The organism is Paenibacillus terreus, assembly GCF_042138595.1.
In the GTDB taxonomy this organism is placed as follows: domain Bacteria; phylum Bacillota; class Bacilli; order Paenibacillales; family Paenibacillaceae; genus Paenibacillus; species Paenibacillus terreus.
On sequence record NZ_JBHIRX010000016.1, the window covers coordinates 1 to 11,465 of the forward strand.

Annotated in this window: 12 protein-coding genes and 1 rRNA gene; 8 read left to right on the forward strand and 5 right to left on the reverse strand. The window is 48.9% G+C overall.

Annotated features, from left to right (window positions below):
• Both rrf and ACE5KN_RS23175 read left to right on the forward strand, forming a co-directional pair.
• Positions 1-73, forward strand: a 5S ribosomal RNA gene (gene rrf / locus ACE5KN_RS31125); the annotation flags it as partial.
• A gap of 391 nt (positions 74-464) precedes the next feature.
• A complete protein-coding gene (locus tag ACE5KN_RS23175) occupies positions 465-788 on the forward strand; it encodes a hypothetical protein (RefSeq protein ID WP_375533165.1) in 324 nt (107 codons plus the stop codon).
• A gap of 92 nt (positions 789-880) precedes the next feature.
• Here ACE5KN_RS23175 and ACE5KN_RS23180 read toward each other — a convergent pair whose 3' ends face one another.
• Positions 881-2,488, reverse strand: a complete 1,608-nt coding sequence (locus ACE5KN_RS23180; protein ID WP_375527596.1) for an S-layer homology domain-containing protein — start codon at positions 2,486-2,488, stop codon at positions 881-883.
• A 377-nt stretch (positions 2,489-2,865) separates the two neighbouring features.
• Positions 2,866-3,714, reverse strand: coding sequence for a DegV family protein (locus tag ACE5KN_RS23185; RefSeq protein WP_375527595.1), 849 nt, complete (start codon positions 3,712-3,714; stop codon positions 2,866-2,868).
• 140 nt (positions 3,715-3,854) lie between these two features.
• Here ACE5KN_RS23185 and ACE5KN_RS23190 point away from each other — a divergent pair, with 140 nt between their 5' ends.
• Positions 3,855-4,238 carry a DUF423 domain-containing protein gene (locus ACE5KN_RS23190; protein ID WP_375527594.1) on the forward strand — a complete coding sequence of 128 codons (384 nt, stop codon included), beginning with the start codon at positions 3,855-3,857 and terminating at the stop codon, positions 4,236-4,238.
• Between the two features lie 62 nt (positions 4,239-4,300).
• Here the strand turns inward: ACE5KN_RS23190 and ACE5KN_RS23195 are convergent, their stop codons facing one another.
• The gene (locus ACE5KN_RS23195) at positions 4,301-4,864 is read right to left on the reverse strand and encodes a hypothetical protein (protein ID WP_375527593.1); all 564 of its coding nucleotides are present in this window, start codon (positions 4,862-4,864) and stop codon (positions 4,301-4,303) included.
• 181 nt (positions 4,865-5,045) lie between these two features.
• Here ACE5KN_RS23195 and ACE5KN_RS23200 point away from each other — a divergent pair, with 181 nt between their 5' ends.
• Positions 5,046-5,348: a YunC family protein gene (locus tag ACE5KN_RS23200; protein WP_355317987.1), complete on the forward strand. Its 303-nt coding sequence runs from the start codon at positions 5,046-5,048 to the stop codon at positions 5,346-5,348.
• A gap of 78 nt (positions 5,349-5,426) precedes the next feature.
• On the opposite strand, the gene mtnA is transcribed toward ACE5KN_RS23200, so the two are convergent.
• Complete coding sequence (mtnA, locus tag ACE5KN_RS23205) at positions 5,427-6,500, reverse strand: S-methyl-5-thioribose-1-phosphate isomerase (protein WP_375527592.1); 1,074 nt, start codon at positions 6,498-6,500, stop codon at positions 5,427-5,429.
• A complete protein-coding gene (gene mtnK / locus ACE5KN_RS23210) occupies positions 6,497-7,720 on the reverse strand; it encodes an S-methyl-5-thioribose kinase (protein WP_375527591.1) in 1,224 nt (407 codons plus the stop codon). Before mtnK ends, mtnA begins: the two co-directional genes overlap by 4 nt.
• A 357-nt stretch (positions 7,721-8,077) precedes the next feature.
• Here mtnK and ACE5KN_RS23215 point away from each other — a divergent pair, with 357 nt between their 5' ends.
• The 4 genes from ACE5KN_RS23215 to sufC all read left to right on the forward strand — a co-directional run bounded on the left by ACE5KN_RS23215 (position 8,078) and on the right by sufC (position 11,459).
• A complete protein-coding gene (locus ACE5KN_RS23215) occupies positions 8,078-8,548 on the forward strand; it encodes a Dps family protein (RefSeq protein ID WP_375527590.1) in 471 nt (156 codons plus the stop codon).
• Between the two features lie 145 nt (positions 8,549-8,693).
• Positions 8,694-9,266 (forward strand): DUF1802 family protein, encoded by a 573-nt coding sequence (locus tag ACE5KN_RS23220; RefSeq protein WP_375527589.1) that lies wholly within the window; start codon positions 8,694-8,696, stop codon positions 9,264-9,266.
• A 369-nt stretch (positions 9,267-9,635) separates the two neighbouring features.
• Positions 9,636-10,121, forward strand: coding sequence for a YbhB/YbcL family Raf kinase inhibitor-like protein (locus ACE5KN_RS23225; RefSeq protein ID WP_511215708.1), 486 nt, complete (start codon positions 9,636-9,638; stop codon positions 10,119-10,121).
• Positions 10,122-10,676: 555 nt separating this feature from the next.
• Positions 10,677-11,459, forward strand: coding sequence for a Fe-S cluster assembly ATPase SufC (gene sufC, locus ACE5KN_RS23230; RefSeq protein ID WP_375527587.1), 783 nt, complete (start codon positions 10,677-10,679; stop codon positions 11,457-11,459).
• Positions 11,460-11,465 lie beyond the last annotated feature (6 nt).

The window sequence follows — 11,465 nt, forward strand, 5'->3', positions numbered from 1 at the left end:
CACGACCGTTAAGCCCTCCAGCGCCGATGGTACTTGGACCGAAGGGTCCTGGGAGAGTAGGACGTTGCCAGGCAAACCAAAACCGTTAATTATAAGGATTACCTTATGATTAACGGTTTTTATGTTTTTAACATTTTGTCCCCTCATTATGGTTCCAGAAGGCCTTATAACCCATGGGCTTTTTGGAGCTATTTTTTTTGCCACAGTAGATTTATAAAAAACAAACATACAGGTAATATTTGGATGACAATCTAGACTTAATATCCTGTTGAGGCGAAAAATCCATTTGTGCTGCACCGGCACATTGTCGGTTCATGCCTAGAGGGACAAGGAGAGGATATGAAGATGAGGAGAGGTGCGGATCGGATGAAGGCAAAATGGATAATATGGAGTAAAAAAATTGCCGCTTGGATACCTCAAACAATTGGGAGAATCAGCCGGCTGATGTCAACCGTTTGAAGGGAATGGCCTATTACTCGATTGCCGAGACGCCAACACACTGGTTCATCATGTATGCATTCTATCATCCGAGAGATTGGACAGACTTTCCTTTCTTTGGCCTGGACGAGCATGAAAATGATTTGGAGGGCGAGCTATCGGTGGTTCGCAAGGATGGCAGCGAATACGGTAAGCTGGAAGCGATGGTGACGGTATTTCACAGTGATTTCTTTTCGTTCAAGCCGGGCGACAGCTCTTATGCGAACGGTCAGGAAACGATTGACGGTACGGTCCGTTTTCAGAACGATGATGGCGTTGAACGCCCGGTAACGTTCCAGGAAGCAAAATAGAAGGTTACACTTTCAGCACCAGAATGGACATTTGAAGAGGCGGTTTGACCCACACAAAAAGCGGCTCCTTTCCAGGAAGCCGCTCTATTTTTCTAGAATACTCTGTTGTGATAGCTTTCAGCATTTATCAGGCTTGTCCAGACATCATCAGAAGCTCCGCCAGTGTACCAATAGGCAAATCCGCTGATATGTGCGCTTAACCCCAGCTGCATCTTCATGCTCAATGATCGCCCTTCCTCAAGCCATATTTTGTGCATAACACCTTGATTGTCATAATATGCCCCTGTGTATTGCCCAAGCGTGTCGATCCAGCTAACCTGTTTGTTCAGCCGAGGGAGGAGATTCTGCTGAATCAAGTCAATATCTGTTTCAGCAGCAGTTCGGTTGTTGTCATCTACACTCCAGTCACGGGTATACAGAGGCAGTGCAAGAATGATGTGATTGGCACAGACCTCGTTAAGCAGGTTATCCAATCCTTGTTCGACCCACGGAAGCGAAGCAACGGAACCAGGATCTGCGCGGCCGGCCCAATGCTCATCGTAGCCCATCAAAATGATATAATCCGCAGCATTGCCAAGGGAGGCATAATCAAAGGCCGCTGTCCAATCCGAACCCTGATCCGGGGAAACACAGATCGAGAGCACCGCTCCGGCCTGATGCAGAGCTGCCGCCAATTCTTTGACATAGACCGTTAGCGCATTGCGGTCTGCGGGATAAACATTTTCCAGATCAAGCACAATGCCATCAAGAGAATACTTTTGGACTTCATTGGTAAGAAGCTGTATAATTTGATTTTTTCTTGCTGAATCCGTCAGCATCAGGTGTGTCGAATCAGCATCAGAGCGGTTCCCGAACATGGGCCATACCTGCTTGCCGTGCTGCTCTGCCCAGCTCAGAAGCGACGTATCAGCACTACTGTTAATTTGACTGCCCTCATCATCTAGAAAATACCAACGAGGGGACAATGTATTAATATTGGAATGGAGGACAGAGGATTCATACTGCTCAGTTGTCTGGTCATATTGCCACCCCAGTTGAATGGGTTCTGTCGCGTTCTTATTTACCTTCACCGCCTGTGTAAGACGCTGCAGCAGCACGGCAGCCTCTTCACGTGTCAGCGGTTGCCGAGGGTTAAACTGACCGTCTGAACCAATCATCAAGCCTTTCTGCCCTGCCTGACATACAGCAGCAGCCGCCCAAGAAGCGATATCACTGTCGTCAGTGTAGCGGGTACAGCCGGCGGCAGCAGGAGTGCTGGTCATCAGTCTGCTCAGCATGACAGCAGCCTCCTGGCGGGTGATGGGAGATTTGGGCATAAAGGAGGAACTGCTTGTGCCTTGAATCAGCCCTACATTTACCGCCGCTTCAACCGAACCGTAATACCAGTCGTTTGTCTTCACATCATGATAGGCTGCAACTGATGAGTACACCGGCTGAAGCCCGAATATGCGGTCTAGCACAGCAACCCACTCGCCCCTCGTCATATTTGCTTTGGGAGAGAATTGGCGGCCGTTCTTCCCGTTCAAGTATCCTTTTGCATGCATCTGTAGAATAGCCTGCTCGGCAAAGCTGCCCTTGATATCGTCAAAAGGCAGAGTGGACGCAGTTGCCGCAGAAGCAGGAACAAGACTGAAGGCCATCAATACGGCACCAGCCAAAAAAGAAGAGATGCGAACGCAGCTCATACGTAACCATTTCACGATATATACCTTCTTTACATAAAGTCTAAAAGTGTGAGTTCAAAAAGTCAGGTTTTCAGCACCGAAGCTAATGCTTTCGAAGTGCGTTTTTTCAAAACGCTGGAGTTGAATGAAGCTAGGGACTGAGGAGCGGAGCGTACTTGGGGTACGTGAGCCCCGGAAGTCCCGGCTGAATTCAAGATTCGATGTCGAGTCCGCTTCCTGACTTCCTTCGTGATCAAAAGATGACTTTTTGAACAACTGCTAAAAGGGACTCCAGCAAAAAGAGCCCATCAAAGAATGGTATCACTCCAGCTGCAGACTTGCATTGTAAAATTTATGGAAGCAAAAAAACCGCCTGTCTCAGGCGGTGCTTGATAGTCGGTCCCGGGGGAACATTAACTTTTTTTAGCATAGATAATACCAATCGTTTTTGGACCGCAGTGGCTGGAGATCACGCAGCCGGCCGTTGCCAGGGCCACTTCAGCTCCTGTTTGCTCCTGCAGCTTTTTCTGCAGCTCCAGTGCATCTTCTTCAGCCATGGCATGCACGACAATGACCAGCTCCAGGTCCATGTTATCTTTTTGATTGAGGGCGTTATTCAGCATTTGCTCCAGCGCTTTTTCCCGTTTCCCCCGTACTTTGTAGGCCGGTGTCATTTTCCCGTCGATCACCTTAATGACAGGCCGGATCTTGAGCAGGCTGCCGATCAGATTTTGCATGCCCGAACATCTGCCTCCTTTATAAAGATACTCCAAAGTATCAATGACAAACTCGGTATCGACCCGGGGTTTCATGTCTTCTAACTGCCGCACAATTTCCGGTATGGCCAAGCCGTTCCGTACCGCTTTGACGGCCTTCATGACAAGCAGCCCGATACCGCAGCTCAGGTTTCTGGAATCTACAACATGAACTCTGCCCTCCGGAAACTCTCCGCCTGCCAAAAGCGCGTTCTGATAGGTAGAGGAAAGCTCCGAGGATAAGCTGATATATAAAATGTCCATGCCCTGCTCAATATAAGGTGTGAAATGCTGAATAAAGTCGGCAGGGGAAGGGGCGGCCGTTTTCGGCAGGCTTCCTTCACGGGAGACCCGTTCGAATAAGCGATCAGTGGTGATATCTACTCCGTCTCGTAACGATTCGCTGCCAAAAACGGTGTAGAGCGGAACGATGCCAATGTCATATTGCTCAATCCATGGCCTGGGAAGATCGCTTGTACTGTCCGTAAAAATTTTAACAGGATTCATAAATGCTCCTCTCGGTAATACAGAAATCATGTTCATATTTTCCACAAAAAAATGTGAAAAATCAAGGCAGGCTGCCGAAGTTGGAAATGGAGCATCTTTCCTTGTACAATAAGTTAAACAGAATAGAAGGGGATGTACAAATGCAGCGCAGATGGGTAATGCTTGGTTCTTTCATGATGCTGCTGTCCGTAGCCATTGGGGCGTTTGGCGCACATGCGCTCGGACCGCGGATTGGTGAGGATCAGCTGGCGGTCTATGAGACAGGCGTCAGATATCATATGATACATGCGGCGGGTCTGCTGATTATAGGATTAGCGGCAGGCCAATGGGGGGCTTCATCCAAGCTCAAATGGGCTGCAAGGCTGCTGTTTGCCGGTATTATTTTATTTTCGGGAAGCCTCTATCTTCTGAGCATCACCAATATTCGCATTCTTGGAGCAATCACGCCGCTTGGCGGAGTATGCTTTATGGGCGGATGGCTGATGCTTATGCTGGCAGCTGCCGGATTGAAAAAAGATTCCTGAACAAAAACAAACCGTCTGCAGGCGCTTCCGCAAACGGTTTGTTTTTTGTATATGTACCCTCATCAGGTGGGGTAGATTTCATCAATTTCATTGATTTTGAAGGTATACACCTGCTTTTCATCCACATGATAGACGCTAAGTATTCCGCTTTCCTGATCATTGTTGATGATCCTGCACGGGATGCTGCGCTGGCCGCCGTAACGGTTTACAACCAGACGGACAAGTGAATTTTTCTTAATATAAGTATTAATCAAATCATGCATGCTGCTGGATTGACTCCCGGCTGATGGTGCAGGTGATGCGTTATTTTTGGAAGCGGCCTTACTTGCGCCAGGCTTCTGCTGTTTGTTTTTTTGACCATTTGGAAGACTTTCGAATGTATTTGCCTGTTCACTCAATGCCTTTTTCTTCATTTTCAGAGCAGTCTCAATAAGACTGCCTAGTTCAATACCCGAAACGACCCGGTAATCGGCGATTTGTTCAAAGCTGTTAAGAACTTCCATTAGGGACTGAAGCGCAGCGGCGTTGGAGCTGCCTTTTACTAAGACATCCACGTTAAATAAATAACTCGATTCCTCTCTTGGCGTTATCTTATCCATATTTCCTCCAGCCCTGATTTCAATCAAATTTTAAAGTTTTTTCAGACTCTCAATATATCATTAAAATGCAAATCAGAATAGTCCTAATGATCGATTTTATGAACTTTTTACATATAAGCTGCGACTTTATAACCACACGTGTCCACACCTGTCAAAAACTGCTGCATAAACTGGAACAAACGCCGCACAACGAGGAGGTGTTTTTAAGTTGATTCATGTGGAGCCTATTCAAGTGGGTGAGCATACCTTCATTGGAGTGGAAGTGAAGCTGCCTAAAACCACCCTGATTTCCATATCCAATGACCGCGGCTACATCATGTGTGGAGCACTGGATGTGGGTTTGCTGAATGATCGGCTTGCGGACCGCAAGATTATTGCTGCCAGAGCTGTGGGAGTACGCACGCTCAAAGAGCTGCTGGAAGCTCCAATGGAGTCCGTAACAGCCGAAGCGGAGGCACTTGGCATTCACCCGGGATTACCTGGATATGAAGCACTATTGAAAATGGTATAACCATCAGGTGCCGAATGCTGTATGAGTTACAAAAATACCGGAGCGATCGGCTCCGGTTTCATAAAATACTTTACCGCGTTAGCGGGTTGCTTTGAACAGAGCAGCGAGATTATCCGAGTAGGGTGGGCGAATCATGCCCTTTTCGGTAATAATCGCTGTTACATATTCATTTGGAGTAACGTCAAACGCCGGATTGAACACTTTCACACCTTGGGGAGCCGTTCTTTTGCCAAAGCCTTCGGTAACTTCTTCAGCAGATCTTTCTTCGATCGGAATATCAGCGCCTGTCGGTGTATTCAGGTCAATGGTTGACAAAGGGGAAGCCACATAAAAAGGGATACCGTGTGCCTTCGCCAGCACAGCGACACTATAGGTTCCGATTTTATTGGCGACGTCTCCGTTAGCCGCCACACGGTCAGTACCTACAATAACCGCCTGGACCCATCCTTTTGACATGACCATGCCTGCCATATTGTCGCAGATCAAGGTGACATCGATGCCAGCCTGCTGCAGCTCGAATGCCGTCAGGCGCGCTCCCTGCAGAACAGGGCGCGTTTCGTCCGCAAACACCTTCAAGCGAATTCCGTTCTCCTGTGCAAGATACATGGGTGCAAGAGCGGTACCATATTTGGCTGTGGCCAGTCCGCCTGCATTGCAGTGGGTCAGAACTCCCATGCCATCTTCGAACAGGGGGAGGGCATGCTCTCCAATGCTTTTGCATACTTGCTCATCCTCAGCCTGAATCGCGATGGCTTCCTGTTCAAGCCCTGCGTTCCAGTCTTCTATCGTTCCGGTTTGCACAAGCTCCTGAGCGCGTTTTTTCATGCGATCCAGGGCCCAGAACAGGTTCACGGCTGTCGGACGGGAGGTAGCCAGGTGGCCGCATACGGATTGCACATGCTCCAGCCAGCCCTCCGGTCCTGCAGCACCATAAGCCTTCGCCCCGAGGACGACACCGTAAGCTGCCGCCATGCCGATGGCAGGAGCTCCGCGTACCTTCAAGGCGTGAATCCCTTCCCACACCTCTTCCGGCGTGAGCAAATCCAGCATGACGACGGATTCGGGAAGCAGGCGCTGATCCAGCATGGCCAGCCGGTCTCCTTTCCAGATCAGAGACACGGGCGCGCCGGCTTGTTCAAATGTGTCGTTCATATCATTTCACCTCTGTTCCCGGCAGCAGTCCGGACGATATCGTCGATCTCGGCGATGGAATGGATTTTTCGGCAGTTCATGATCAGAGCTTTGCCAATGGTGAGCGCCAGGCGCTGGGCACGCTCCCTGTTAGTGTCGTCCGGGATGGTATCAATGTCCGCCACGTGGGAAAGGCCAACGATACGGCGGATCATTTTGGCCCCGGCAAAACCTGCGGTATCCTGCAGCACTTTATGAATGTACACATCCTGATATCTCGGGGTATGAGCCAGCGGATCAACAGCATGCTCGTCCCACAATTTGCGGAATTCCGCTTCAAATCTGGTCCATACATCAAGTGAGGTTTGCAGTAGCCAGCTCTGATGGCTGCGACGATCCGCTTCATCCTGCTTCCAGCCGATCTGGGCGGCAAGGTTCAGCAGCAGGTTCGCAATGACGGCACCGATATCAAAGCCCATGGGGCCGTAATAGGCGAACTCGGGATCAATGACCTTGGTGGATTCTTCTGTGATAAAAATACTGCCTGTATGCAGGTCTCCGTGCAGGAGCGCTTCCGTACGGGTCAGAAACTTCTCACGCAGCAGGGCAACTTCCAGATGGAGCGCCTTATCTGTGCGCAGGGCTTCCGCTTCATCCTCAATGGCAGCAGGGTAATTGTTATTGTCCGACAGCCTGTATGGATCGTCGAAGATCAGATCCTCCGTAATTTTGCACAGATCCGGGTTGATGAACCGTCCCATCTGCTCCTTTTTCGCACGCGGGTCCATCGCCAGATCGGAGGTGAAGAAGAGGGTTCTGGCGATAAAAGTGCCGATATGGTCCGCAAAGTGCGGAAATACCTTGCCTGCAATCAAGGCGTGCCGCATGATGGTATAGTCGCTGAGATCCTCCATGACCGTAAGTGCCATCTCATCGTCATAGCTATACACTTCGGGCACCAGGTCAGGACACAACCTGTGCTGCACCTGAAGGGCTTCGCGTTCGATACGTGCGCGGTCGAGGCTGAGCGGCCACGATTCGCCTACAACTTTCGCATAAGGCAGAGCCTGTTTGATTATAATACTCTTACCAGTTTCGGATTCTGTAATTTGGAACACCAGATTCAGATTACCGTCTCCGATTTCCCGGCAATCGAGCTCGGCGCCTTCCGGGAAAAAGCCGGGAATCGTTTTGGCGAGAATGATGGCTTCTTCATTGGATAATGGATGATAGGCTGACAAAGATGACACCTCCGTAATGTACTAAAACCTACTGGTTCACTTGGTATAGACAGTATAACGAAAATAGTCTAAGTTTAATATAGCTTTTTTTCGAAAAAGCATGAGCCCGGCCTGATGGCTTCCGAGGAACTTCTGCTTGTTTCGCCCTTTTCGCGGAAGGGTAAGAAAGAATTAGGCGTCAGGCAGGCGAAGCAAGGTGGCCAGCTGGCGTCGCCCTTTTATGGCTATTCTGTCTCTTGTTCAGACTTTAGAATATGATGACACCTCCCGACAGATAGTGCACAAGGGCCGCAGAATTACGGGCTCATGCCCGTTTTCTGAATGCCCTAAATTAATTTGAAGAAGGATGGGATGAACATGGCTAAATCAACCAAAAACACAGCAGGCACACAGGCACAATCCGTAGAAGAGCTGCTTAACCGCCAGGTAGCCAACCTGAACGTACTTTACGTGAAGCTACATAATTACCACTGGTATGTAAAAGGCTCGAACTTCTTCACGCTGCATGTCAAATTCGAAGAGTTTTATAATGAAGTCACGCTGAAAATGGACGAGGTTGCGGAGCGCCTGCTGACGCTGAAAGGTTCGCCTGCAGCAACGATGAAGGAATACCTGGATTTGAGCTCCATCAATGAAGCTTCCGGAGCGGAGGATGCCAATACGATGGTGCAGACGCTTATCGAGGATTTTGCCACCGTATGTGAGGAGTTCCAGGAAGGCATCGAGTTGGCGGAGAAGGCTGAGGATCAGCCTACGGCAGATATGCTGACAGGCTTCAAGACGGATTTTGAAAAACATATGTGGATGCTGCGCTCCTACCTCGGCTAATCATCTTTTGCGGAGATTTCAGAAAGTATAAACTTATCGATAGACGTTTTTCTTAAGAAGGCGGTTTTCCACTTCCGGTTGTGCATCATTTCCCGGCAGGCTATAATTCGGATACATTGAAATAGCAGGCCAAGGGGGAAGAAGAATGAATGAACGGGCAGTTGCCTTGAAGGAATGGGCTTCAGCGATTGGGGCTTTGGAAAACGGACGCCAGATTATCCTGATGCGCAAAGGCGGCATAGCGGAGGGGACCAGGCATTTTCAATTGCAAAGAAATGCTTTTTACTTATACCCCACATATGAACATCAGCGCAGAGAACTGGTAAAAGAACAGGACCGGCACAGAATTGATGATTCGCTTGAACATTGGCATCCTGACAACACCACCGTCCAGCTGCGGACTTACGCGGAAGCGGTTGAGGATATTGAGGTCCATGATCAGGGCACGCTGGACCTTCTGCGCGAATATCATATGTGGACAGACGATTTTGCGGCCGAGCGGCTTAAATGGAAGCGCAAGGACCCCTTGCACATCCTGCTGCTTCGAATATATAAATTGAAGCAGCCGGTGGAAATCGAGATCCGCCCCGAATATTTGGGCTGCAGATCATGGATTTCCATGGATGCACGTCCGGTGACGAGCGAAATGACGCCGGTGCTGGACGCCCGGGAGTTTGAAGCACAGGTGCGCGAAATCAAAAGTACGTTAAATGCTTGAACGCAACAGGCTTGACTGATAAATTCAGTCAAGCCTGTTTTGGTTATTGGGAAAAGGAGCAGTTGCTGCAAGCCAACTGCTCCTTTTTTGTCTGCAAACGGATTTGGGTAAAATTGTCCATTTGTAGACATAATCTGCTATCGGTTGTCAAACAGGATATCCATCATACACATCGGGGTTATACACGATTAAATAGTTTACATAAATCTGTAAAAAAACAAAGAATGAATTCGATAATCAGAAAATTAAACGATTTATATTTACAAAATCGATTATTATAATTATAATCGAATTGTATTCATAACAAGGAGGTCATTTACAGTGAACAACAATCCATTAGCCAAGTTGCCGGAAGTCAAAGTCTTTCAGGTGACGAGTAACGATATTCAGGAGGGCCATCCTCTACCGCCCCATCAATACTCGGGGATGTCAGGAGTGGAGGGCGGCAAAGATCTTTCGCCCCATTTGAAATGGTCGGGTGCGCCCGAAGGGACGAAGAGCTTCGCTGTAACCGCGTATGATCCGGACGCCCCGACCGGATCGGGCCTCTGGCATTGGGCCGTCATTAACATCCCTGCCAGCGTCACCGAACTGCCGACCGGCGCAGGCGACGAGCAAGGCAGCGGTTTGCCGCAAGGCGCCTTGCAACTGCCGAACGATTTGCGGCTCGAACGGTTTATCGGTGCGGCTCCTCCAGCGGGACACGGCCCGCATCGGTATTATTTTGTCGTTCATGCGCTGGATGTCGAGAATATCGGCGTCGACCCTAAGGCTACACCGGCTCTCTTAGGATTCACCATGCTGGGGCATACGCTGGGGAGAGCCGTTCTCGTGGCAACAGGAGAAATCAAGTAACCTAAGGCAGAAACAACTGAAAAACATCCCATTCTGCGGCAGAGTATAGTTATTGCACTAAATCTGCCATAGAGGGATGTTTTTCATGTCTAACCGATCAAGAACGGCGAACATTGAGCCAACTGTTTTATGGGTGCTGTGAGTTTCAATAGCTTTTTGAAGATTTCAGAATGGAATCGCAAGAAAAACTACTGCTAGACGGGATCTGGCTTCTTTGAGTGCACGTCGATAGAAGTTTTTCTTACAGGTTTACAGCAAGTTTGTCCAATTGGGATTTTCAGTTTGCGAAGGCTTGAGCTATTAAGAAGCTGGAAATACCGCAGATTGTTTGCAATTGCAAATACGAATGTTATAAAATGACTTGAGAATCATTGAGAATCAGTTTAGAATGATTATAAATAAGTAGAGAATGAGCTATTCATTCTGCTGAAACAAAGTAAATCGGAATCAGGCGCGAGCCTGTTCATTTTACTTGAAATTTCTTTACTGGCTTTTGCGGAATAGTGTCATTATTTTGCAGGCCGCTATTACGATAAACGGAGGGACACAACTGACATGGCTACAAATTTCGTGATTGAAGGTCTGAAAGCGACCATTGAAGGCAAGGAGATCCTCAAAGGCATCAACCTGGAAATGAAGGGCGGAGAAATTCACGCCATCATGGGACCGAACGGTACAGGTAAAAGTACGCTGGCTTCCGCATTGATGGGCCATCCGAAATACGAAGTAACCGAAGGCAAGGTTGTGCTTAACGGCGAAGACCTGCTTGAAATGGAAGTAGACGAGCGTGCTCGGGCCGGGTTGTTCCTGGCGATGCAGTATCCAAGCGAAATTGCGGGTGTAACCAACTCGGACTTCCTGCGCAGTGCTATCAATGCACGCATGGAGGAAGGCAAGGAAATTTCCCTGATCAAATTCATCCGCCAGATGGAAGGCAAGATGAAGGAACTGGAAATGAACCCTGAATTCGCGCACCGTTATCTGAACGAAGGCTTCTCCGGCGGTGAGAAGAAGCGGAACGAAATTTTGCAGATGATGATGCTGGACCCGAAAATTGTCGTTCTGGACGAAATCGACTCCGGTCTCGACATCGACGCTCTGAGAATCGTAGCGAACGGTGTAAATCAAATGCGTTCGGAAGACCGCGGCTTCCTCATCATTACCCACTATCAGCGCCTGCTGAACTACATCAAGCCTGACTTTGTCCATGTTATGATGCAAGGACGGATCGTGAAATCGGGCGGACCTGAGCTTGCAGAGCGTCTGGAAGCAGAAGGTTATGAATGGGTTAAAGAGGAACTGGGAATTGTCGATGAAACTGTAGGCCAAGAGGCGTAAGCCGGA

Coding starts and splice junctions, on each gene's coding strand:
- ACE5KN_RS23215 (WP_375527590.1), top strand. CDS start 8,078: ATGGCTAAATCAACCAAAAACACAGCAGGCACACAGGCACAATCCGTA.
- ACE5KN_RS23185 (WP_375527595.1), bottom strand. CDS start 3,714: ATGAATCCTGTTAAAATTTTTACGGACAGTACAAGCGATCTTCCCAGG.
- sufC (WP_375527587.1), top strand. CDS start 10,677: ATGGCTACAAATTTCGTGATTGAAGGTCTGAAAGCGACCATTGAAGGC.
- ACE5KN_RS23190 (WP_375527594.1), top strand. CDS start 3,855: ATGCAGCGCAGATGGGTAATGCTTGGTTCTTTCATGATGCTGCTGTCC.
- ACE5KN_RS23220 (WP_375527589.1), top strand. CDS start 8,694: ATGAATGAACGGGCAGTTGCCTTGAAGGAATGGGCTTCAGCGATTGGG.
- mtnA (WP_375527592.1), bottom strand. CDS start 6,500: ATGAACGACACATTTGAACAAGCCGGCGCGCCCGTGTCTCTGATCTGG.
- ACE5KN_RS23175 (WP_375533165.1), top strand. CDS start 465: ATGGCCTATTACTCGATTGCCGAGACGCCAACACACTGGTTCATCATG.